The organism is Pseudomonas sp. LBUM1659 (assembly GCF_059716045.1).
This window is the reverse complement of the sequence record NZ_CP166797.1, coordinates 2,653,355-2,676,594: the sequence shown is the minus strand read 5'-3', so window position 1 is coordinate 2,676,594 and position 23,240 is coordinate 2,653,355. Positions and strand designations below refer to the sequence as shown.

At 59.5% G+C, this 23,240-nt stretch carries 23 protein-coding genes; 6 read left to right on the top strand and 17 right to left on the bottom strand.

All coding sequences use genetic code 11. From position 1 onward, the window contains the following. Positions 1 to 203 precede the first annotated feature (203 nt). Positions 204 to 521 (top strand): DUF2388 domain-containing protein, encoded by a 318-nt coding sequence (locus ACA048_RS12145; protein ID WP_497629325.1) that lies wholly within the window; start codon positions 204 to 206, stop codon positions 519 to 521. Between the two features lie 51 nt (positions 522 to 572). Here ACA048_RS12145 and ACA048_RS12140 read toward each other — a convergent pair whose 3' ends face one another. After that, positions 573 to 1,502 (bottom strand): pyridoxal-phosphate dependent enzyme, encoded by a 930-nt coding sequence (locus tag ACA048_RS12140; RefSeq protein WP_497629324.1) that lies wholly within the window; start codon positions 1,500 to 1,502, stop codon positions 573 to 575. 69 nt (positions 1,503 to 1,571) lie between these two features. After that, positions 1,572 to 2,363, bottom strand: coding sequence for an SDR family NAD(P)-dependent oxidoreductase (locus ACA048_RS12135; protein WP_497629323.1), 792 nt, complete (start codon positions 2,361 to 2,363; stop codon positions 1,572 to 1,574). Positions 2,364 to 2,487: 124 nt separating this feature from the next. Here ACA048_RS12135 and ACA048_RS12130 point away from each other — a divergent pair, with 124 nt between their 5' ends. Then, a complete protein-coding gene (locus ACA048_RS12130) occupies positions 2,488 to 3,435 on the top strand; it encodes a GlxA family transcriptional regulator (RefSeq protein WP_497629322.1) in 948 nt (315 codons plus the stop codon). 52 nt (positions 3,436 to 3,487) lie between these two features. Then, positions 3,488 to 4,147, top strand: a complete 660-nt coding sequence (locus tag ACA048_RS12125) for a methyltransferase family protein (RefSeq protein ID WP_497629321.1) — start codon at positions 3,488 to 3,490, stop codon at positions 4,145 to 4,147. 108 nt (positions 4,148 to 4,255) lie between these two features. On the opposite strand, the gene ACA048_RS12120 is transcribed toward ACA048_RS12125, so the two are convergent. From ACA048_RS12120 to ACA048_RS12090, 7 genes are all read right to left on the bottom strand, one after another. Then, positions 4,256 to 4,924, bottom strand: coding sequence for an HAD-IA family hydrolase (locus ACA048_RS12120; protein WP_497629320.1), 669 nt, complete (start codon positions 4,922 to 4,924; stop codon positions 4,256 to 4,258). An 88-nt stretch (positions 4,925 to 5,012) separates the two neighbouring features. Beyond that, complete coding sequence (locus ACA048_RS12115) at positions 5,013 to 5,420, bottom strand: response regulator (protein WP_497629319.1); 408 nt, start codon at positions 5,418 to 5,420, stop codon at positions 5,013 to 5,015. Positions 5,421 to 5,532: 112 nt separating this feature from the next. Then, positions 5,533 to 7,140: a GMC family oxidoreductase gene (locus tag ACA048_RS12110; RefSeq protein ID WP_497629318.1), complete on the bottom strand. Its 1,608-nt coding sequence runs from the start codon at positions 7,138 to 7,140 to the stop codon at positions 5,533 to 5,535. A 158-nt stretch (positions 7,141 to 7,298) separates the two neighbouring features. After that, entirely contained in the window at positions 7,299 to 8,516 is a 1,218-nt protein-coding gene (locus tag ACA048_RS12105) for a mandelate racemase/muconate lactonizing enzyme family protein (RefSeq protein ID WP_497629317.1), read from the bottom strand. A gap of 1 nt (position 8,517) precedes the next feature. Further along, entirely contained in the window at positions 8,518 to 9,837 is a 1,320-nt protein-coding gene (locus ACA048_RS12100) for an MFS transporter (protein WP_497629316.1), read from the bottom strand. An 83-nt stretch (positions 9,838 to 9,920) separates the two neighbouring features. Further along, on the bottom strand, positions 9,921 to 11,345 hold the full coding sequence (aldA, locus tag ACA048_RS12095; RefSeq protein ID WP_497629315.1) for an aldehyde dehydrogenase: 1,425 nt from the start codon (positions 11,343 to 11,345) through the stop codon (positions 9,921 to 9,923). A 222-nt stretch (positions 11,346 to 11,567) separates the two neighbouring features. Next, positions 11,568 to 12,500 carry a LysR substrate-binding domain-containing protein gene (locus ACA048_RS12090; RefSeq protein ID WP_497629314.1) on the bottom strand — a complete coding sequence of 311 codons (933 nt, stop codon included), beginning with the start codon at positions 12,498 to 12,500 and terminating at the stop codon, positions 11,568 to 11,570. 184 nt (positions 12,501 to 12,684) lie between these two features. Here ACA048_RS12090 and ACA048_RS12085 point away from each other — a divergent pair, with 184 nt between their 5' ends. Then, entirely contained in the window at positions 12,685 to 13,863 is a 1,179-nt protein-coding gene (locus ACA048_RS12085) for a hypothetical protein (protein WP_497629313.1), read from the top strand. A gap of 237 nt (positions 13,864 to 14,100) precedes the next feature. After that, positions 14,101 to 14,976 carry a LysR substrate-binding domain-containing protein gene (locus ACA048_RS12080; RefSeq protein ID WP_497629312.1) on the top strand — a complete coding sequence of 292 codons (876 nt, stop codon included), beginning with the start codon at positions 14,101 to 14,103 and terminating at the stop codon, positions 14,974 to 14,976. A gap of 123 nt (positions 14,977 to 15,099) precedes the next feature. On the opposite strand, the gene ACA048_RS12075 is transcribed toward ACA048_RS12080, so the two are convergent. From ACA048_RS12075 to ACA048_RS12045, 7 genes are all read right to left on the bottom strand, one after another. Further along, positions 15,100 to 16,464: an MFS transporter gene (locus ACA048_RS12075; RefSeq protein WP_497629311.1), complete on the bottom strand. Its 1,365-nt coding sequence runs from the start codon at positions 16,462 to 16,464 to the stop codon at positions 15,100 to 15,102. Positions 16,465 to 16,535: 71 nt separating this feature from the next. Then, complete coding sequence (locus ACA048_RS12070; RefSeq protein WP_497629310.1) at positions 16,536 to 17,969, bottom strand: NAD-dependent succinate-semialdehyde dehydrogenase; 1,434 nt, start codon at positions 17,967 to 17,969, stop codon at positions 16,536 to 16,538. Continuing rightward, on the bottom strand, positions 17,966 to 19,000 hold the full coding sequence (locus ACA048_RS12065; protein ID WP_497629309.1) for an aldo/keto reductase: 1,035 nt from the start codon (positions 18,998 to 19,000) through the stop codon (positions 17,966 to 17,968). The genes ACA048_RS12070 and ACA048_RS12065 overlap by 4 nt, the downstream gene beginning before the upstream one ends. Before the next feature lie 10 nt (positions 19,001 to 19,010). Then, positions 19,011 to 19,523 (bottom strand): formaldehyde-activating enzyme, encoded by a 513-nt coding sequence (gene fae, locus ACA048_RS12060; protein ID WP_008043405.1) that lies wholly within the window; start codon positions 19,521 to 19,523, stop codon positions 19,011 to 19,013. A gap of 297 nt (positions 19,524 to 19,820) precedes the next feature. Beyond that, entirely contained in the window at positions 19,821 to 20,090 is a 270-nt protein-coding gene (locus ACA048_RS12055; protein ID WP_497629308.1) for a pentapeptide MXKDX repeat protein, read from the bottom strand. Between the two features lie 65 nt (positions 20,091 to 20,155). Next, positions 20,156 to 20,941, bottom strand: a complete 786-nt coding sequence (locus tag ACA048_RS12050; protein WP_497629307.1) for a molybdopterin-dependent oxidoreductase — start codon at positions 20,939 to 20,941, stop codon at positions 20,156 to 20,158. Further along, positions 20,938 to 21,558, bottom strand: a complete 621-nt coding sequence (locus ACA048_RS12045) for a cytochrome b/b6 domain-containing protein (protein ID WP_497629306.1) — start codon at positions 21,556 to 21,558, stop codon at positions 20,938 to 20,940. The genes ACA048_RS12050 and ACA048_RS12045 overlap by 4 nt, the downstream gene beginning before the upstream one ends. 166 nt (positions 21,559 to 21,724) lie before the next feature. On the opposite strand from ACA048_RS12045, the gene ACA048_RS12040 reads away from it, so the two are divergent. Beyond that, positions 21,725 to 22,666 (top strand): class I SAM-dependent methyltransferase, encoded by a 942-nt coding sequence (locus ACA048_RS12040; RefSeq protein ID WP_497629305.1) that lies wholly within the window; start codon positions 21,725 to 21,727, stop codon positions 22,664 to 22,666. Positions 22,667 to 22,720: 54 nt separating this feature from the next. Here the strand turns inward: ACA048_RS12040 and ACA048_RS12035 are convergent, their stop codons facing one another. Next, positions 22,721 to 23,176, bottom strand: coding sequence for a cupin domain-containing protein (locus tag ACA048_RS12035; protein WP_497629304.1), 456 nt, complete (start codon positions 23,174 to 23,176; stop codon positions 22,721 to 22,723). Positions 23,177 to 23,240: the final 64 nt, after the last annotated feature.

Genomic DNA, 23,240 nt, shown 5'->3' with positions numbered 1-23,240 from the left:
ATTAATCATACGGTCGATCAAAACTTCCTGGTCAGTGCCGCCATTCGACTCAGCCTCGCATTGCTCAACCGCTGCTACAGGGCCGAACGCAGAACGCCTCGGTTTTGAACGATATCGCGCGGTTAAGGAACTCCTGGCGATCGCCATGCATCCTAAACTAAGAGGTACTTACTAATTGCTTCACGCTTTCAGAGGACATCGTCATGCGCCGTCTGATTATCATTTCCTCCCTGATGCTGTGTTTGCCCTTCGGTTCGGCTATGGCCGCTGTGGATGCGGGAGATGTTGCCACTTCAGCCGGGGTCTCAGCCTCGCTGTACTCGACGTTCAAAGATAAGAAGCTGCTGATTCCCGCTCAGGATGACGCCTCGAGCTTCGTTGCCAGTGGCGGGGCAATTCGCGGGGTTTATCTTGAGTCGGTGTTGAAGAAAATTCGTCAGGACAATCCTGGCCTCAACGCCAGCGACGAAGACCTGGCCCAGGCCATCCTGGTGCAGGAAGGCAATGCAGCAGGTCAGTGAAGGCCGAAAAACAGCGGTAGGTCTTTTGACACATCAATAGCGTTTCCAGCCCTACTTCGCTCGCCTACCGGATAGGCGTGCCCACCCGGCTACTGATTGCGCACTGACACTCACCCCGCCGCAGACCACGATGACCACGTCGTGCGCATCGGCGATGGCGCGATGGTCCAGGTACGCTACCGCCAATGAAACCCCGCACGCCGGTTCCACCAACTGGCGCATGTCACTGGCGAAACGAACCACGCCCATGATTGCATCTTCATCACTGAGCACCACGCACTGGTAGGCAAATTGCTGGATGTGCTGCACTGGCCAGGCCGCGACTTGCGCCGCGCCCAGTGAGGTCGCCACGGTGTCGATGCGTGGCAACCTGACGGGATGCCCTGCTTCCACGGCGGCCGCAAAAGACGCGGCGCCCTCGGTTTCGCAGGCGATGACCCGGCAGTCTGTGCGGCCATGGCGAATCAACCCCGTGAGGATTCCCGCGAGCAATCCGCCGCCCCCTACCGACGTCACCATCACATCCACTTGAGGGCACACTTCCAGGACTTCATCCACCAGCGTGCTGTGCCCTTCCCACAACACCGGGTGATCGAAGGCCGGCACGTATTCGGTGTCCGCGTCCTGCGAGAGCTCTCTTGCGCGTTGATTGGCTTCGTCCCAGACCTTGCCGTGAACAATCACCTCGGCACCGGCTTTTCTGATCCTGGCGCGGGTCGTCTCAGGCGTAGTGTGCGGCACCACAATGCAGGCGCTCAGCCCCAGGCGGGCGGCGGCAATTGCGGTGGCAAAACCGGCATTACCGCCCGAAGGGCAAACAACTCGGCGCTTACCCTGCGCCTTGGCCTGACTGCACAAAAGCCCCATGCCACGCAGCTTGAACGAACCACTGGGTTGCAGGTTTTCCATCTTGAGCCAGATCCGTCGGGTCGGCGTCGACAGCCCCACGTGCAGGATCAACGGCGTTTTGATGTGCAGCATCGCGAGTGTCCAAAAGGTGAACGGCTCTTATCCAAGCTTAGTTCATTCACCCTGCCCTCGGCCCCCGTTTCAGCGATAGCGCGGTGCGGCGCTGGAGTTGCCGAACAACCCGCAAAGGGTCTGACGCCGGGCTTCGTAACGGTCCCACTGTTCGCCGTCGTGCAGGCTCGGAATGGTCACCACTTCGCCCCTCGCCAAGCCCGCCAGCGCGGCGTCGACCATGTCTTGCGCCGACATCACGATCTCTTGCGGCAGGTTTTCCACCGGATTGCCGGCCTCACTCCAGAAATCGGTCGCCGTCGCACCGGGCAGTACCGCTTGGACACGAATGCCTTTATCCGCCAGTTCGCGGTGCATCGACTGGCTCAGGCCCAGCACAAAAGCCTTGGTCCCACCGTACACGCCGTTGAGGACTTCCGGTGCGACGGCAACGATCGACGAGATGTTGATCACGGTGCCCGTGCCACGCGCGACAAAGCCTGGCACCACCGCATACGCCAGACGCATCAGCGCGGTGACGTTGAGGGTGATCATGTCTTCCATCTCATCGACCGGGCTGCCCAGCAGCGGCATGACAGCGCCCACACCGGCGTTGTTGACCAGCAAGGTGATGCTGGCGTCGTTACGCAGAATTTCCTCGACCCGCAGCACATCGGTTTTGACTTTCAAATCGGCGGCGACCACTTCCACCGCGCGCCCGGTTTCGTTACTCAGGTGGTTGGCCAGCGCGTTCAGTTTGGCCTGGCTGCGGGCGACCAGAATCAGGTCGTAACCCTGCCGGGCGAGACGGTCGGCATACACCGCGCCGATGCCCGAAGAAGCGCCAGTGATCAGTGCAGTGCCTTTGGATGAGAGTGCCATGTTGAGTTTCCTTCACAGTGAGGCGAACAGTTCGCCGGGTGTGAACCGTTATAAAGCCTCTTACACTTGTCTCATATGACGTTTAAAGTACGTTTTCAGGACATATCCTTTTGAGGGTCTAGCGATGACTGCCGTGGCATTTGTGGTGTTCGAGGGTTTCCAGTCCATGGCACTGGCCGCCATGTCGGTGTTCGAGTACGCCAACTTCAGCGCCGGTGAAACGCTGTATCACGTCAGTGTGATCTCACAAGACGGCAGCACGCTGCGCGCCTCCGGTGGTTTGAGTGTCGGGACCCAGGCGTTCGATGAACGGGTGTTCGATACCGTCATCGTGGTCGGCGGCGATGCCATCATCGAACAGGCGCCCGAAGGCGTACTGAAATACCTGCGCCGCCGCGTGAATACCACACGGCGGATGGCGTCGATTTGTTCGGGGGCATTTGTACTGGCCCAGGCCGGTCTGCTTGATGGACGGCGGGCCACCACGCATTGGGCCTATGCCCGGGAGCTGCAAGCGCGCTTCCCATTGATAAAAGTGGAAGAAGACCGCATCTACGTGGTCGACGGCTCGATCTGGACCTCGGCCGGCATGACCGCCGGTATCGACTTGGCGCTGGCCATGGTCGAGAAGGATCACGGCGCCGAACTGGCGCGTTCCGTGGCGCAGAAACTGGTGATGTATCAGCGTCGTGCGGGCGGCCAGTCCCAGCATTCGGCGTTGCTGGAGCTGGCGCCAAAATCCGACCGCATTCAGACCGTTCTCGGCTATGCCCGGGAACACCTGGCCTCGCCCCTGTCGGTGGAGCAACTTGCAGACGTGGCGCGCCTGAGCCCTCGGCAATTCAGCCGCAGCTTTCGCGCCGAGACCGGGCAGACGCCGGCCAAGGCCATCGAAAACTTGCGCCTGGAGGCGGCACGGCAGATGCTCGAACGCGGACGTTTGAGCCTCCATCAGATCGCCTCCGAGGCCGGCTTCACTGACCGGCGCCGCATGCGCGAAGCCTTCCTCCGGGTGTTCGGCCAACCGCCGCAGGTGATTCGGCGCAATGCCAGGTCCGAGTTGAACGCGTGAGCAACACCGGGCATCTAAACTGAAAAGGGCCATTGCACCTCACGAGGTGATCATGAAAATTTCACCCAAACTGGCGTTTTTCGCCATCGTCGGCACCCTCGCCTACCTTGGTCTTGCGGTGTGGGGGATGGGCGGGTTTGCGGCGTATTTTGCGCATGCGTCGTTGGTGGTGGTTGCCTTGGCGACCCTGGTAATGACCGGGGCTTCGCTGTTCAGCGAGGTCAATCTGAGTTCCGGCGAACGTGAGGACCGGGCCAATCGCTGGGTGCTTCCAGCGTTCGGGGTGATTGGATTACTCAGTGGGTTCTTGCCCGCCTATACCGACCGGATCGATTTCTGGACCTTCGGCGGCGAAGGCCTGCGCTGGATCGGCGCGTTGCTATTCATCGGCGGCGGCGCGCTTCGATTATGGCCTGTGTTTGTGCTGGGCAAGCGGTTCAGCGGATTGGTGGCGATTCAGCCGGGGCACAGGCTGGTGACTGACGGGATTTATCGACGTCTGCGCAACCCCAGCTACCTGGGAATGTTGGTGATTGCCGTGGGCTGGGCGCTGGCGTTTCGTTCGGGTGTCGGGCTGCTGCTGGTGGCGTTGACAGTGATGCCGTTGATTGCGCGGATTCACGCTGAAGAAGCGTTGTTGAGGGCGCAGTTTGGTGGTGAATATGAAGCGTATTGCGCCAACACCTGGCGGCTGATTCCCGGAATTTATTAGCCACGCCACAAATCTACTGTAGGAGCCGAGCTTGCTCGCGAAGGCGTCGTGTCAGTCGACATTAATATTGGCTTATCCACCGCTTTCGCGAGCAAGCTCGCTCCTGCATTAGATTTGCTTAAGGCGCAGATGGTGGTCGGGATCCACGGAGATGGTCACTGATTGATAGCCGGCCAACGTCGCATGCGGAGTTTGAATCGGATGCTCATGCGTCTCGGTGATGATCACCAGATCCGCCCCCGCCGCCTCAGCCGCCAGAATCCCCACCGCGGCATCTTCGAAAATCAAACACTCCGTCACCTCAACATCCAACCGTTTCGCCGCCAGCCGATACCCTGCAGGATCCGGTTTACCGGCGCTGACATCTTCGGCCGTGACCATGACATCAGGTTCGGGAATCCCCGCCGCCGCCATCCGGCGCAAGGCCAGTGCCTTGGGTGCGGAGGTCACGATTGCCCATTGACCGGCCGGCAAGGACTTAAGGAAAGCCGCCGCACCACGAACCTCGACAACCCCTTCCACATCCTCGATTTCCGCCTGGGTAATCCACGCCGCTTCAGCTTCGGCATCAACCCCCGGCAACCCCTGGCGATTGACCGTATCAATGGCGCGCACGCCATGAATGGTCGGCAGGAAGGACGCGACATCCACCCCGTGGCGCAAGGCCCAGATCGTCCAGATTCGCTCGGCGGCGGCGATGGAGTTGAGGACAGTGCCGTCCATATCGAACAGGAAGGCGCGGTAAGGAGTGTTGAAAACGGATGGATGAGCAGACAAGGATCAGCTTCCTTTCGCAAGGGCCAGGCAGGTAAGCCAGCAATGTAGCATTTACTTGCGAGACGGGCTCAGGAGGCGCAATAGCGCTTCAGCTGACAGGTTTGGACTTCAAGGCGCCTTCGACACAGTCCAGCAGTTGACCGAGCGCCCAGGGCTTTTTGATGAACGAGACTGAATGCCTGACACCGGAGCTTTGTGGTGTTTCGAAGCCGGACATGATCATGATCGGCTTGTCTGGCCAGCGGTCGCCAAACTGATTGGCGAGGTCAGCGCCATTGAGCTTGCCGGGCATAGTGATGTCGGTGAGCAACAGGCGGACGTTGCCAGAATGCTGCTCCAGGTACGCTGAAGCAGCATCCGCGCTGGTCTGTGGCTGAACCACGAACCCTTCTTCCTGGAGGATTTCGCAGAGAAATTCCAGGATCAACGGGTCGTCTTCGACCACAAGAATCAACCCGCCAGAAACGTTCGTGCCCACCGTCGATACTGGCCCCATGATTTTGCCTCGCCCTGAATACACCATGATTTTCGCGCGCTAAATCCGCTGTCTATCAAGTATGAGCAGCAGTCTTGGCGGAAATTCATTTTGATACATAGAGGCGACGAAATCAGGCGTCCTGCAAAATCAGATCGGCACCCTTCTCTGCCACCATCAACACCGCAGCGTGGGTATTACCGGACGTCACGTTCGGAAAAATCGATGCATCGACGATGCGTAATCCCTCCAGTCCATGGACTTTCAAACGCTTGTCGACCACGGATTTCTGCTCGTCCGCCCCCATGGCGCAGGAACCGCACAGGTGGTAAATCGAACCGCTGTTTTCACGGAAATACTGCAGCATCTGTTCGTCGGTTTCGACGACTGGCCCCGGCAACACCTCTTCAACGGTGATGCCCTTGAGCGCCGGTGCCTGCATGATTTTGCGCATCAAGCGGCTGCCCTGGATGACCTCGTCGATGTCTTTCTGCGTGCTCAGGTAGTTCGGGTCGATCTTTGCTGCGTCCCGTGGGTTTTTCGAAGCGATCTCGATGTGCCCGCGACTGGTGGGCCGGCACGGGTTGAAGCACAACAGGAAGCCTGAGTACGGCTCCGGCTTGAGGCTCGCCTTGTTGTTTTTCGGGATCTGGTACGACAGCGGGTTGAAGTACAACTGCAGGTTCGGGTTGGCTTGCTGGTCGTCGCCACGGAAGAATCCGCCGGCCTGATTGACGCTCATCGCCAGCGCGCCCTTGCGGGTGAACAGGTATTTCAGACCGAGTTTGAACTGACCGAACAACGAACTCAGTTCATCGTTGAGCGTCGGGATATTGGCCTTGTAGTAATAGCTGGCGCACAGGTGATCCTGCAGGTTTTGCCCCACCGCCGGCAAATGCTTGACCATCGGGATCTTGTGTTTGGCCAGCAGTGCCTGATCCGCGACACCGGACAGTTGCAGGATCTTCGGCGTGTCCACGGCACCGGCACAAAGGATGACTTCCTTGTTGGCAGTGAAGGTTCGCACCACGCCGTGCTGGGTGATGGAAATCCCGGTTGCGCGGTCGTTATCGAACAACACGCGATCCACCAGGGCGTAATGCTCTACGGTCAGGTTCGGCCGAGTCAGCGCCGGGTGCAAATGCGCAAAGCTGCTGGAGCAACGCTGGCCATTTTTGGTGTTGACGTCGTAAATGCCCGAGCCTTCGAATTTTGGCCCGTTGAAATCGTCACTGTGCGGATAGCCGAGTTCGTCGCAGCCCTTGAGGAACACATCGCAGATCGGATGGGTCTGGCCCTTCATCGGCGTGATGCTGATCGGGCCGCTGCCGCCGTGGTATTCGCTGTCGCCCAGCGGATGGTTTTCCAGCTTGCGGAAATACGGCAGGACGTCCTTGAAGCCCCAGCCTTCGTTGCCGTTGGCCGCCCAATCGTCAAAGTCGTGGGCTTGGCCGCGGACGTAGATCATCGCGTTGATCGAGCCCGAACCGCCCTGCACTTTGCCGCGTGGTGCGTAGATTTCGCGGTTGCTCAGCTGCTTTTGCGGCTGGCTGTAATACATCCAGTTGAAGGTCGGGTTGTAATACATTTTGGCGAAGCCGACCGGGATCTTGAACCACAGGGAACTGTCTTTGCCGCCCGCCTCCAGCAGCAACACCGAATGTTTGCCGCTGGCCGAGAGCCGGTTGGCAAGAATGCAGCCTGCGGCGCCAGCGCCAGCGATGATGTAGTCGTATGTCATGCAGGGTTACCGCGTAAGTCGTTGTACAAAAAAACCACGTCCCCTGTAGGAGCAAAGCTTGCTCACGATAGCGCCGTACCAGCCAACATCTGTGATGTATGACACGCCGCCATCGCGAGCAAGCTTTGCTCCTACAGGGCGATTGCGCCCTATCCCCGTCAGCCTCTGGCTGGCGATGTGTCTTTGACGTCCGCCGGGGTCGGCGCCATTTGCAGGTGCAGGCGCTCGCCGGTGTATGGCGAATGCTTGCGCACCACGTCCATGTTCAACTCCACACCCAGGCCCGGCTCGGTGGACGGGATGATGTAGCCGTCCTCCCATTGCAGCGGCTTGGTCAGGACTTCGGAATGGAACCCGCCCCAGGTCATGATGCTTTCCTGGATCAGGAAGTTCGGCGTGCAGGTCGCCAACTGGAAACTCGCGGCCGCGCCAATCGGCCCGTTGTAGAGGTGCGGGGCGATCTGCGCGTAATAGGCTTCGGCCATACTGGCGATCTTTTTCGCTTCCAGCAGACCACCGCAGCGGGCGACATTCATCTGCAAAATCGAGGCGCCACCGGCCTGCAGCAGCTTGAAAAATTCATATTTGGTGGTCAGTCGCTCGCCCGTGGCAATCGGAATCGAGGTCTTGGCCGCGACCTGCGCCATGGCATCTTCCTGCCCCGGCGGCACCGGTTCTTCAAACCACAACGGGTCGTACTTCTCCAGGCGCTTGGCCAGGCGAATCGCCGAGGACGGGACCATTTGCCCGTGGGTGCCGAACAGCAGGTCGCACTTGTCGCCCACCGCTTCGCGGATCTTGCGGCAGAAGGTTTCGCAGCGTTCCAGCACTTCCAGGGAAATCTGGTGCCCGGAATACGCGGTGTACGGCCCGGCCGGGTCGAACTTCACGGCGGTGAAGCCTTTGTTCATGTTCTCGATGGCGCACTCGGCGGCCAGGTCCGGGTCGTCGTAGTCGTACTCGCCCTTGCTGTTAACCGGATAGAGGTAGGTGTAGGAACGCAGGCGTTCGTGGACCTTGCCGCCCAGCAACTCATAGACCGGCTTGTTCGCCGCTTTGCCGATGATGTCCCAGCAGGCCATTTCCAGGCCGCTAACCACGCCCATCATGGTCAGGTCTGGACGCTGGGTGAAACCGCTCGAATAGGCCTGGCGGAAGAAGCGTTCGATATGGTGCGGATCCTGATTCAACAGGTAGCGTTCGAACACGTCTTCAATGATCGGCAGCATGGCTTTGGGGCCGAAGGTCGCGGCGTAGATTTCGCCCACGCCTTCAATGCCGCAATCGGTTTTGATCTTGACGAACAACCAGTACATGCCGCCGATGTGTGGTGGCGGGACGGCGACGATATGGGTTTCAAGGGCGACGATTTTCATCTCAGGCACCTGTCTGCTTCAAAGATTTACGATTGATACGAGCGCGCAAGGTCAGGGCCGCGAAGGTCCCGAGCAGGCCGACGAATGCGATGTAGCTGAAATACAGCTTGTAACCAAAGGCACCCGGGTAATGCTCGGTGAGGTAGCCGTTGATCAATGGAATGAACGCGTCCGGCAGGTAACCGACCACCGAGACAATGCCGATGGCCAGGCCAGTGATGCGCAGCGGAATGTTGCAGGTGTCGAGGATCGCCCAGTACAGACCGCGAATGGCGTAGGTCATCAGCCCGATGAAAATCACCGTTCCGATCAGCAGGCCCATGCTGTTGAGCGCCGGGAACACGACCAGCCCGACCATCGCCAATGTCGCGCAGAACAGCGCCACGATCAGCACCGAAATGTTGGAGAACTTGTCACCCAGCCAGCCCCCGCCGATCCCGCCAATCGGGCGCATCCACAGTTTGAGGGTGGTGATGGTGCCCGCCATGACCGCGGTCATGCCGCCGCCTTGCAGGTAATCGGAGAAGCTGTAGGTGGCCCAGAAGATGTGGTAACCGCAAAACACAATCGCCGTCACCAGCCACAACTCAGGAATTTTCACCAAGGTGGCCAGGTCGCTGAGCAGGTTGTACTTGCCCTTCTCCACCGGCGCGGTGTTGTCCATCGACTTGGGGTCTTTGATCAACACCAGCACGCAACCGATGGCGATGCAGGTGAAGGCATAGAGGTAGACCACGTGTTTGAAGCCCTCTGCCGCCGACTCGCCGCGAGTTTCGGTGGCGAAGGCAAACAGCGCCAGTGCGACAGTTGCCAGCAACGCTTCGACCAGGCCGCGACCGCCATCGAGGATGCCGAAGAACCGCCCCTGTTCAGTGTGATGCGCAATCATTTTTACGCGCTTGAGCACCGAAGCCCAGAACGTCAGGCCGGTGGTCAAACCCCAGCAACCGAAGATGATCATCAAACCGGTCATCGACGGCGCCGTGGAGTACCACAGGCCCAAGGCACCGGTGGCGACCAGCGAGAAGAAAATCAAAAACCGTGGGGCGATGCGGTCCGCCAGCCAGCCGCTGGGCAAGTAGCTGAGGAGGAAAATCGTACCGAGCATGGAGTACAGATAACCCAGCTCGCTGTGGCTGATCTGGAACACTTCGAGCATGGTGGTCTGGTAGACCTGACGCAGGTACAGGATCGGGTAGATCGCACCGGCGGCCACTACCAATAGCATCAATTGGAAATAGCGACTTCCCTTGTCACTGTGGCTTTTTGTACCCGCGTTCGAACCCTGAACAGCGGCAGCAGTGGATGCTTGCTTGGACATCTAGGTGACCTCTGGCTGCCCGGTGGTCCGGGCAGCCCTGTTAATTGTTTTTATGGTGCTGCATGAGGCGTGTGCCTGGTGGATCAGTACTTCATGACCACAAGCCGGGTCTGGGTGAATTCGAGCATGCCGTGCTTGCCGTCATCCCCGCCCAGGCCCGAACGTTTCCAGCCGGCGTGGAAGCCTTGATACGGGTCGGCCGGGGTGCGATTGACGTACAGCTCGCCGGCTTCAATGGCGTTGGCGACTTTCATCGTGGTGCGGTAGTTCTCGGTATAAAGCACCGAGGACAGGCCGAACTGATGGTCGTTGGCCATCGCCAGGGCTTCGTCGATGTCGCGGTACTTGAGCACCGGCAACACCGGGCCGAAGATCTCTTCCTGGATGATTTCCATGTCCTGGCGGCAGCCGCTGAGCAGGGTCGGCGGATAGAAATGACCGTTGCCTTGCGGGATAAAACCACCCGTTTCCAGTACAGCACCGTCGGCGATGGCACGCTCGACCATGGCGTGAATGTTCTGCTGCGAACTGGCGTTGACCAACGGCCCCATCAGGCTGGCGTCGGTGGCGCGGTCGCCGAACTTCACGGCGCTGATTTTCGATTTCAGCAGCGCGAGGAATTGCTCGTAGACGCTTTCCTGCACGTAGACCCGCTCCACCGCCGTGCACAACTGACCGCAGTGGGTGGTCTTCGAGGCAACGATGGCAGTCGCGGCGGCTTCAAGGTCGGCATCGGCTTCAATGATCGCCGGGGTTTTACCGCCCAGCTCCAGCGACGGCTTGGCGATGTTGGCCTTGCAGTAATCGAGCACGATGCGCCCTGCGTTGACGCTGCCGGTCAGGGTGATCAGGCCGACCGCCTTGTGCGTGCAAACGGCAGCAGCGGTGGCGTGGTCCATGGTCAGGATGTTCACCACACCGGCAGGCAAACCAGATTGCGCCACGGCCTTGGCAATTTCAAACGCCGAGGTCGGCGTATTGTTGCTCGGGCGCACCACCACGGTGTTGCCGGCAATCAACGCCGGGGCGATTTTGCGCAGCAGCGTATAGACCGGGTAGTTGAACGGAATCAGGCACGCGACTACACCAATCGCTTCTCGGTGCAGAAACAGGTTTTCGTTCGGGGTGTCGCTGGGAATGATCTCGCCTTCAATGCGGCGTGCCCACTCGGCGTGATAACGGGTGATCTGCGCGGCGTAGCGGGCTTCGTTGCTGGCATCGGCAACGCTTTTGCCAGATTCGGCGGCCAGGGCGGCGCCGATGTTTTCAGCGCAAGCGTCCAGAGCATCGGCGAAGGAACGCAGGTGTTCGGCGCGCTCGATGCTGGTGAGTTTGCCCCAGACCTTTTGCGCGGCGCCAGCCACTTCAACCGCGTTGACCGCTTCAGCGGCGGAGGCGGCCGAGACGTGGCCGACCAGTGCTTCGGTCGCCGGGTTATAGACTGCGATCAGCGCGTCGCTGGCAGGTTCGATGAATTGGCCGTTAACAAAATTTCGCTCGAGTCGCATGTGTATCGCCCATCGTTGTTTTTATCCAGTTCGACCAGTCTTGACATCCTGAGCGAGTTGAACAAACGATTTATTGAGCGGGCAAACATTCGAAAAATGCAGGTTACTCCATACCCTGTAGGAGCCGAGCTTGCTCGCGATGGCGTTGGACCTGCCAGCACCTGTGTTGAATGACACCCCGCCATCGCGAGCAAGCTCGGCTCCTACATGAGTTGGGGGTGGTCAGAGGGCTGCGGTTGAGGGCTCCAACTGTCGTTGTGCCAACCAGATTTCTTCCTGCAACCACTGACTGAACACTTGCAATTGCGGCATCAGGGTCTGCTCCGGCCGGGTCACCAGCCAGTAGGACTGGTGGCCATCCACGTGCACGTTGAGCACTTGGGTCAACTGCCCGCTGGCCAATTCCGGGGCGACCATGTGCCAGTCAGCGATGGTAATGCCCAGGCCGTCGATGGCTGCACGAATCGCCAGGTCCAACAGGTCGAACTCATACCCGCCCTGGGTGTCGACCCCGGTGATGCGTGCGGCATCCAGCCAATGTTTCCAGGTCAGGTAGCGCTGGTCTTCACGGGCCAGCACATGCAGCAACGTCAGGCGATTGAGGTCAATGCCCTGTCCGCTCCATTCCCGCGCGTATAAGGTCGGCGCGCATACCGCGACGTGCCGTTCCTGGATCAGCATCGAACTGTTCAGGCCATCCCATTCACCATCGCCGAAACGGATCGCGCAATCCAGCGTGCTGCTTTCCGCCAGACTGTCCTGCAAGCGCGTGGTGATGCTCAGCTCCAGCTCAGGGTGCTTTTCCCGCAAGCGCCCCAGACGCGGCATCAGCCAGCGATTGGTAAAGGTCGGCGGCGCGTTGATGTGCAGGCGATTGGAATGGGTTTTCTGCTGGATGCTGCGCACCGTCAGCTCGATCTTGTCGAAGGATTGATGCAGCGCCCGCAGCAACACTTTCCCGGCGCCGGTCAATTCGAGGTGATGGTGACGGCGCTCCAGCAGGCTTTCGCCGAGCTGTTCTTCCAGCTGACGCACTTGGCGACTGACTGCGCTCTGGGTCACGTTCAACAACTCGGCGGCGCGGGTAAAACTACCAGTGCTACCGGCCACTTCAAACGCCTTGAGGGCATTAAGACCGGGCATTTTGCGTTTCATGGAAAACACTCGCGAACGTTAGCTGATCGGCCAAGCATCCCACGGCTGTCGAACATTGTCCTACAGGATTTTTTCAGTAACGTGCATCTGAGGAAGGTTCCTGCGGATTTTTAATCGTTTGTTCAACACACCGCTGATCGCAAAACTGCCGGCATCTCTTATAAAAATAACCGAGAGCGGCCCCATGCCCTTCCCTGCCTCCCTGCGCCACAGTCCGTTGTACATCGCTCTGTTCTGCACCTTTGCGGCCCCTGCCATGGCCGTACAAGTGACCGACAACCTCGATCTTGGCGGCGCGGTTCGCGCACGCTGGGACTACGACCCGGATCGGGACATCCAGAAGTTCGGGCTGGATACGATGTTCCTCAGCGCCAAGTACAATTCCGACACCTGGATCGGTCAGGCCGAGTATCGTTTTTACGGCCGCTCCTATCCCTACCAGTACACCAAGAACTACGGCGATATCCAATTCGCCAAGTTCGCGTGGGCCGGCTACAAATTCAACCCCGACCAGCAAGTGCAAGTGGGCCTGAACACCGTGTCGTTCGGTTTGCAGCCCTACTTCGGCAGCACCTTCTACGAAACCCTGGGTAACGTCATCGGCCTGGAAGATGTTCAACAGGTCGGCGCCAAGTACATCCAACAATTCGGCGACTGGAACATCCAGACCGGCTACTACCTGCGCCCGGCATGGCAAGGCAAAGGCACCAGCAATGGGGTTACCTACTCCAGCGTTGTGTCTGACGCCGACAGTTACGTCACCGACGGCAGCAACAACCAGGAACGCAACACCGTCGTTCTACGGGTGGCCAAAGCACTGGATCTGGGACCGTGGAAATCCGAAATCGGCCTCTCCGGCCTGACTTCATCCCTTCAAAACCAGGACACCGATGACAACGGTCGGCGCAATGCCATGGCCATTCACTACAAGGGCCAAAACGGCCCGTGGGGCGTGCAGTTGCAAGCGGCACGGCAACAGATGTCACCGCGCAACCCTGGCACCGATGAACTGGTTACCTTCGGCGGTTATGACGGCACGTACAACGTCGCCAGTCGCGGCAACCTGTACGTGGCAGATCTCAGTTACGACGTGGCCGGCAAATACCTGTTCGATCAGGTCAGCGGGGTCAAGGTGTACGCCAACTACAGCGCCTTCGACAAATCCGAAAGCGGGTTCAAGACCTCTGAACGGATGATCGTGGGCAGCTCGTTTTCAGTGAGCAAATTGTGGGTCGCCACGGAGTGGTTGTTTGGCAAGAACGATCCGTACATCGGGGGTAGCAGCTATACCCAGAGTCTGGGGGCTGGCGGGAGTGATCAGTGGGAGAATCAGGTGTATATGAACATCGGGTATTACTTCTGATCCGGCATTTTTAGCGTCCTGCTGACAGCCATCGCGAGCAGGCTCACTCCCACAATGGACCGCGTTCCCATGAGTGACTCGGTCTACTGTGGGAGCGAGCCTGCTCGCGATGGCGTCAACCCAAACAACACTTGCATCCGCCCATTGCTAATAGTCAGATAGGCAGCACCGATACCGCTACTAAAACAATAACCCGGCCCGACGCATCACCGGAGGCCGGTACGGAGCCCTCCTTCCATGCGTCAACTGCCCTCGCTCAATATGCTGCGCGTCTTCGAAGAGGTCGCGCGCCATCGCAGTTTCAGCCAGGCGGCGCTGGGCCTGAACGTCACTCAAGGGGCGGTCAGTCGCCAGATCAAGCAACTGGAAGACTACCTTGGCGTCGCGCTGTTCGTGCGCACGCCCCAAGGCTTGTCGCTGACCGAATCCGGCATCGCCCTCTCCCCGCACCTGGCGCAAGCCTTTGACCATATTGAACGTGCCCTGCAAGCCGTGCGCGTGCCCAACCTGCGCCAGCGCCTGAGAGTCCTCGCGCCGCCGACCTGGGCGACACGCTGGTTATCGGCGCATTTGCGCGTGTTCTGTCAGCGCTACCCCGACATCAGCCTGAGTGTGACCAACCAGGCCGGCCACGACAGCCTCGCCGAGATCGACTGCCACATCCGCTTCGGCCTCGAAGCCGCCAGCCACTGCAGCAGTCAATTGCTGGTGATGGAGCGGCACATCGCCGTGGCCAGTCCGGAGTTGTTCAGCGACGGTCAGCCACCAGATCTGCGGCGCTTTCCGTTGCTGCACATCCTGCACGATGGCAAACGCTTGAAGGTCTGGGAAAACTGGCTGGCAGCCATGGGACGGGACGATGTCGATGCAGGGCAAGGACTGGAATTCAGCACGCTGGATCAGGTGATTCACACCGCGCTGGCAGGGGGTGGGCTGGCCGTGATTGATCGGCAGATGATCGAGAAAGAGTTGGCCAATGGCAGCCTGCTGCCGATTACCCCGGTGGAAGTGATCGGGCCGTATGGGTATTGGCTGGATGTGGCGAACGACAAACAAGGGTTGTCGAAGGTGCGGTTGTTTACGGATTGGTTGGGGTTGGTCAGCAATCCCTGACACACCCGATACCACTGTAGGAGCGAGCTTGCTCGCGAAGGCGGTGTGTCAGTCACATAGTTGCTGAATGTTAAGCCGCCTTCGCGGGCAAGCCCGCTCCTACAGTGGAACCTTGACAGTTTGTTAGATCGGGGCCGGCACTTTAACCGCCGCCGGCGCTCCGCCTTCCACCGGGCTCTGCGCCTTGCACGCCTGGCTCAATGTCAGCGATTTGGTTTCCGGCGCCCAGGCCCAGGACAACAACGCCCCCAGTGCCAAAATCGCCGCCAGAATCCCCATGGTCGGGCTCAAGCCAATCCCCGCCACACTCACCGGCAACAGGAACGTGCTGATCGCCGAACCCAACCGACTCACGGCCGTGGCCAGGCCAATCCCGCTGGCCCGTACTTCAGTCGGGAAGCTCTCGGCCGGGAATACGCCCACCAGGTTACTCACCGCCGACAACACCAGGGTGAACAGCCCGAACACCAACACCATCAAGAACGCTGCACTGCTGGGCAACACCGCCAACATGAACAACGCGACCGCCAGGATGATGAAGGAGTTGATCAAGAACCCGCGGCGCGAGAATTTGATCGTGCACCAGATCCCGATCAACGCACCGAGGATCAGTAGCATGTTCAACATCAGCTCAGTGCCGAAGCCCTCCGCCAGGCCCATCTTCTGCAGAATCGACGGCAGGAAGGTGTAGATGGCGAAGTACGGCATGACGATGCAAACGAAGAACAGGCAGTTGAACGCGGTGCGCTTGCGGTATTCGCGGCTGAACAGCACCGCGTAGCCGGAACGGGTTTCGGTGGATTGGGTTTCGTCGAGTTCAACGTTGGCGCCCAGGTGCTTTTTGACGATCGCTCGTGCTTCGGCAATTCGGCCCTGGTTCACCAGCCAGCGCGGCGACTCCGGCGTACCGATTCGCGCAATCAGAATCAACGCTGCCGGGATCGCCGAAGACGCCAGCATCCAGCGCCAGGCGTCATCACCCAGGCTGAGCATGGCGGTGCCGACAAACGTCGCGGCAACATAGCCGAACGTCCAGATCACGCTGAACGAACCGAGCAGCACGCCACGATGTTTCTTCGGCGCGAACTCGGCCAGCATCGCGTGACCCACGCTGAAATCACCGCCCAGCCCGATGCCGATCAACACCCGGCACAGAAACAGGCCCATGGCGGTTTCGGCATAGAACTGCATCACCGAGGCGATGGTGATCAGCACGAAGCTGACCAGGAAGATTTTCTGTCGGCCGACCTTGTCGGAGATCCAGCCGAAAAACAGGCTGCCGAGGAACAGCCCGATCAGCGCCGATGCCCCAATCAATCCTTGCCAGAACGCATCCAGGTGCATCTGCGGGCTCAGCAGGGTGAACGCAATACCGATCAGGCCGAGGATGTAGCCGTCGGTGAAATGCGCGCCGAAGGTCAGGCCGGCGATTTTCAGGTGAAAGCGCCCGATGGGCAGGTCGTCGATTTTTACCGGTTGTACGGACATGTAAATCTCCAATTGTTGTTATTGACGGAGAAATGAAACCGTTCGCTGTTCTGTAGGGGGTTGTGGAGGGGTTAGAGACCGCCCATCAACAGGTATTTGATTTCCAGGTAGTCATCCAGACCGTACTTCGAACCCTCGCGACCGAGGCCCGATTCCTTGATGCCGCCGAACGGTGCCACTTCCGTGGAAATGATCCCTTCGTTGATGCCGACCATGCCCGCTTCCAGGCCTTCGGCCATGCGCCATACGCGGCCGATGTCGCGGCTGTAGAAGTAAGCCGACAAACCAAACGGCGTGTCGTTGGCCTTTTGCAGCACTTCGGCTTCGTCCTTGAAACGGAAGCAGGCTGCCACCGGACCGAAGGTTTCTTCCTGCGCGATGAGCATTTCGCTGCTGGCTTCGGCGAGGATGGTCGGCTCGTAAAACGTGCCGCCGAGCGCATGACGACGGCCGCCACACATCAGCTTGGCGCCCTTCTCCAACGCATCGCCAACGTGCAGTTCGACCTTGGCCAGCGCCGCAGCATTGATCAGCGGACCTTGCTCGGTTTCACCATCCAGCGCACTGCCCACGCGCATCGCCGCCACGGCTTGCGCGAGTTTGCCGGTGAAGGCTTCGTAGACGCCGTCCTGAATGAAGAAGCGGTTAACACAGACGCAGGTCTGCCCGGTGTTGCGGAACTTCGAGGCCATCGCGCCTTTGACCGCAGCGTCCAGATCAGCGTCGTCGAAGACAATGAACGGCGCGTTGCCGCCCAGTTCAAGCGAGACCTTTTTCAGGGTTTCCGCCGCCTGGCGCATCAGCAATTTGCCGGTGCGGGTGGAGCCGGTGAACGACAGCTTGCGCACGATGCTCGACGCTTGCAGCGCCCCACCGATGGCCACCGCATCGCCAGACACAATGTTGAACACCCCCGCCGGAATACCGGCCTGCTCTGCCAGCACCGCCAGGGCGAATGCCGACAGCGGCGTCTCTTCCGAAGGCTTGAGAATCATCGTGCAACCGGCGGCCAATGCCGGACCGACCTTGCGCGTGACCATGGCCAGCGGGAAGTTCCACGGAGTGATCGCTGCGACCACTCCGATGGCTTCCTTGACCACGATGATCCGCGCATCAGCCTTGTGGCTCGGAATCACATCGCCATAAGCACGCTTGGCTTCTTCGGCAAACCACTCAAGAAAACTCGCGGCGTAGACCACTTCGCCCATGGCTTCGGCCAACGGCTTGCCTTGTTCGCGACTGAGCAAGGTCGCCAAGTCCTTCTGGTTGCTCAGCATCAGCTCACTCCAGCGCTTGAGCTTCTGGCTGCGCTCCTTGGCAGTGAGCTTGCGCCACGCCGGTAACGCGCGATTGGCCGCTTCAATGGCGAGATTGGTTTCTTCGGCGCCAGCCTTCTGTACTTCGATGATCAACTCGCCGCTGGCCGGGTTGAGCACCGGGTAAGTTGGGCCACCGGACGACCATTGGCCGTCGATAAAATTGCCCGTGCGGATCAGCGCGCTCATGCCACAGCCTCAGTCAGGGTGAAACGTTCCAGACCCGGACGGGCCGAACGCAAGATACGTTTGCCGGCGGTGTAATCGTTGATCACGTCGCACGGGGTGTAATTGCGTTCCAGTTCGTGCAGTTCTTCAGCATCGAGCCTGGTATCGAGTGCGGCCAGCGCACTGTCGAACTGCTCGGTGGTGTCTGCGCCCACCAGCATGCAATCCACACCCGGATGGTTGGCCACCCACGCCTGGGCGATTTGCGCATTCGAAACACCACGGGCGCGGGCCACGCGTTGCACCGAATGAGCGATTTCGAACGAGGCTTCGTCGCTGTACATCTGCTGAGTAAAGAAATCGGTCTGGTTGCGGGTCGACTGCACATCGCCGGTCAACAAACCGCGGGCCAGCGGGCTGAACACCGAGATTCCCAGGCCTTGGTCGCGGCAGAACGGGATCATCTCGCGCTCTTCTTCGCGGTAGGCGCAGTTCAATTGCAGCTGCATGTTGATCGGCTTGACCCAACCGTTGCGCTCGCAGGCCATGAGAATCTTCGCCAATTGCCCGGTGAGCATGGTCGAGACGCCGATGTAGCGCGCTTTGCCGGAGCGCACGATGTCGTTCATCGCGCTCATGGTTTCTTCGACCGGCGTATTCACATCGAAGTAATGCAGCATGAACACATCGACGTAATCCATGTTCAGGCGCTTCAGCGAGGCGTCGATGCTGTCCATGATGTGCTTGCGCGAATGGCCGCTGGCGTTGATCCCGTTGCGGGTGCCATAACCGACTTTGGTGGTGATGACCAGGTCCTCGCGACGGGCCAGGCGCTTGACGATGCGCCCCACCACTTCTTCGCCGACACCGGCGGAGTAAAAGTCCGCCAGGTCGATGAAGTTGACGCCGTTGTCCAGGGCGTGCGCGACGATTGGCTCGCTTTTCTTCTCATCGAAGATCCACGGTTTCCAGTCCGGGGTGCCCATGTTCATGGTGCCCAGGCACAGGCGGGATACTTGCAGTCCGGAGTTGCCCAAACGAATGTATTGCATGGCGCGGACCTCAGGCTTTTGGCGTGTAGAAAGGGTTGCTGATGTGATTGACCACATCCGCCAGTTGCGCGGTTTCCGGCTTGCCGGTCAGCGCGGCACGAATCGCTGTGCGGCAGGCGTTGTAGTTGTTCAGGTAGACCGCATCGAGGTCATCGCAAGCCGGGTTGACCCAGTTGGCGGTGACGATGGCCCATTCGTCTTCGGCTTCCGGCGGCAAGGTGCCATCCAGCAGCGCTTCAAGCACGGCCTTGGCGATACCGGCCTGGGACGCGCCCCAGGTGGCGTTGCCGTGCAGGTCGCTGCTGATCGCCGCTTTGTTGACGTAAAGGGTCATCGGCTTGACCGGAATGTTTGGCTGGGCGATCACCATGAACGGGCAGTGACCCTGGCTTGGCGATGCCAGGCTGTTGGCAAACGCCTGGCCGGCCGGGCCGTTGCGCGGGCCAATCAGAATATTGATGTGCGCGGCGTTCACGCCCGGGCCTTCGAAACCTTCACCGATGTACAGGTCGAGTTCTTTCATGAGTCGTTACTCTTCAGGGAGTTTGGGTTGATCAGAAGTGCACGCAGGCAGCGGGCCTGGCGTGGCAAATGTCGGGGTTCGAAGAGCGCAGCAGGTCGCTGGCGAAGACGCGGCAGTGATGATGAGTCATGGTTGCAAACGCTCTTTTTTGTTGTTGATGAGCTGGTTTGCGATTTTTTAACACTGGGGGTTGGCGGGGCTGTAACCATTAAAAGTCATGAGGGCATGAGTTCAAGTCATACCCTGTAAAACCTGTGGGAGCGATTGTGCTCCCCACAGGGATCGGGAAGGATTGGACTACTGCGACATGGCGTCTTTTTTCATGGCGTCTTTGCTCATGCTGTCCTTGGACATTGCATCTTTGGACATGCTGTCTTTCTTCATCGTGTCCTTGGCCATGGAATCCTTTTTCATCGTTGCGTCTTTTTTCATGGTGTCTTTGGACATGGCATCCTTGGACATCGAGTCCTTGCTCATGCTGTCGCTGCTCGTGGTATCGGCAGCAAAAACACTGGCAGCACCCAGTGCGATGCACATGGACAGTACGGCGGTGGCTAACTTTTTCATGATCAAACTCCTCGAAGAACAGGTTGCGAATGAACGCGGCGTGGGCTGCGTGATGAATGTGTCTGTCAGCTGCCACCGAACCAGTTGTAACCCTGGTCTTCCCAGTAGCCACCGCTGTAGGTATTGCTGACGAAAATTGCCTGAATGTGTTTGGGGTTTTTGTAGCCCAGCTTGGTGGGCATGCGCAGCTTCATGGGGAAGCCGTACTGGCGAGGCAGCACCGCGCCGTCATAGGTCAGCGTCAGCAAGGTTTGCGCATGCAGCGCGGTGGCCATGTCGATGCTGGTGTAGTAATCGTCTGCACATTTGAAACCGACGTACCTGGCATCGGTGTCTGCGCCGACGCGCTTCAGGAAGTCGCGGAACCGCACGCCTCCCCAACGTCCGATGGCGCTCCAGCCTTCGACGCATATATGCCGGGTAATCTGTTCGGTCTGCGCCATGGCGCGCAGTTCTTCGAGCCGCCAACTGTGTTTGTCCGCGACCATGCCGGTTACTTCCAACCGGTAGCTCTCCTCCTCCACCGTCGGTGCTTCGTCAATGCCGTAGAAGGCATTGAAGGGAAACGGCCGTGTGATCATGGATTCCGGGTAGGTCGGCGCCATGGCGTTGGGATTGAACAACCAGCCTTGCACCCAATCGTTGACGCGGGACATGGAGGACAGCGCGGTGTCGACGCTTTCGTTGTCGGTCAGGTTGCAGCCGGACAACATCGCCACCCCGCCGAGGGTCAGGCCGTGCCGCAGGAACGCACGGCGCGAGCGGTCGGTGATCTGCGGGGCGAGTATTTTTCGGGCGTCTGTCAGGATCGATGACTCGTCCAGCCCGGAACTTTCGATGCGCTTTTTCATACCCGCTCCTTGCGACCGACGATCATCGCCCACAACGTTTTTGGAACCAGTGCGACCATCACCAGATGCACCGCAACGAAAGCAACCAACAGCGACATTGCGAAGAAATGCACCCGTCGCGCGCCTTCGTAGCCCGCCAGCATTTCACGCAACAGCGGGAACTGGACGGACTTCCAAAGCACCAGCCCGGAGACCACCAACAGCGTGATGTCGACCATCACGAACAGGTAGGCCACCCGTTGCACCTGGTTGTAATGACTCAGGTCGGCATGGCTCAACCGCCCTCTCAATGCGGCCCACAGGTCATGCAGGACACCTTTGGGCGAGACGGGTAGAAAACGGCGTTTCAGACGACCGCTGAACAGGTTGATAGCGAGATAAATCAGGCCATTGATGGCCAGAAACCACATCGCCGCGAAGTGCCATTGCAGTGCACCGCCGAGCCAGCCGCCCAGCGTGATCGATTTGGGAAAGCTGAAGTCATAAATCGGCGAGGCGTTATAGATACGCCAACCGCTGGTGACCATGACCAGCACGGCCAGGGCGTTCAGCCAATGGGTCAGCCGCAACCAGCGAGGATGGCTATTGACAGTGGGTGAAGCAGATAGCTGCGACATGTCCGGCTCCCTGCAGTTGATCGTTGGAGCCGAGTATGGGAGCCGATAGATCGCCAAATCCTCACGTAACGTTAAATTAAACGTGATAACTCCCGACGCGTTGCAACACGCCTTGCTCTGCAATTGTGGTTAAAATGCCGCCCCCTCAAATTGCCGACCCTGCCCGATGAACTCAGACGTGCTTTCCACCCTCCACGCCCACCTGCTGACGGCCCTGGCAGCGGCCCCCGCAGAAACCCGCCGGCTGTTTCACGGCCGTGGCCGCTGCTGGCCGGGGCTGGAGCAGTTGACCGTCGACTGGCTACAGGGCGTGGTGCTGGTCGCGCTGTTCAAAGAGCCGGAAGCGTCGCAACTGGACGAGCTGAAACGAATGTTGATGCAAATCACGCAGTCAGCCGAGTGGACACAATCCGGGGCGCATACGTTGTTGCTGCAACATCGATACTTGCTGCAAAGCACCACCGAATGGTTGCTGGGCGAGGTGATCGATGAAATGACCATCACCGAGGGCGGCTTGCGTTACCGCGTGGACCTGGGCCGCAAACAGAATACCGGCCTGTTTCTCGACATGCGTTACGGCCGCGACTGGGTGCGGGCCAATGCCCAGGGCAAGCGCGTGTTGAACCTGTTTGCCTACACCTGCGGCTTCTCAGTCGCCGCCATAGAGGGTGGCGCCGAGCACGTGGTCAATCTGGACATGTCCAGCCCGGCCCTGAGCCGTGGGCGCGACAATCACCGACTCAACGGGCACGATGTGAGCCAGGTCAGTTTTCTCGGCCATGACTTGTTCAAGTCCTGGGGCAAGGTGATCGGCAAGGGGCCTTATGACTTGGTGATCATCGATCCGCCGTCCTTTCAGAAAGGCAGTTTTTTGCTGACCAAGGACTACCAGCGCGTGTTACGCCGGTTGCCGGAACTGCTCAGCCCTGAAGGTACGGTGCTGGCGTGTATGAACGACCCGGCGTTCGGGTCTGACTTCCTCATCGAGGGTGTCATGCGTGAAGCGCCGAGCCTGCACTTTGAACAGCGGCTGGAGAATCCGCCGGAGTTTCCGGATGCGGAGGTTGAATGCGGGTTGAAGGCGTTGGTGTTCAAGCTGGGGGATTGAGTCCGCTTTACCTGTGGGAGCGAGCCGGCTCCGGGCGGCTCGCTCCCACACTGATTACTCCTCCAACACCAGCAGCGGCGTGCCTTTCTTCACAATGTACGTCGCCAGCTCTGACGCCTTGCCGCCACCGACGTTCTTCGCCAGATGCGCCGTCCCCGCAGGGATATACAGCGAATCGCCAGCCTTGAGCGTGACCGGTGGGCGGCCTTCCAGCTGATACTCAAACGTCCCGTCGATGACGTAGGCGACTTCCACCCCTGGATGCGAATGTTTGGGCGAGACCACGCCCGCGTCGAAATCAACACGAACCTGGATGACCTCACGCTCAGCGACGTCCAGATCCTGGCGCACCAAGTCTGTACGATGAATGCCTGACTGCCAGTTTTTGCCAGGCTGCGTCTCGGAACCTGTCTCGCCAGCCTGCGTAAAGCCCGCAAAGGTAGCCAGTGTTACAGCGGCAAGGGCGATGCCGAGCCGGCCAGCGGTGTGACGGGAAGTGATACGGGACATCGCAATTCTCCAATGATTGCCGCCAATGCGGTGAGCCCATTTGAAGGGTGCGGTGTATCTCGCT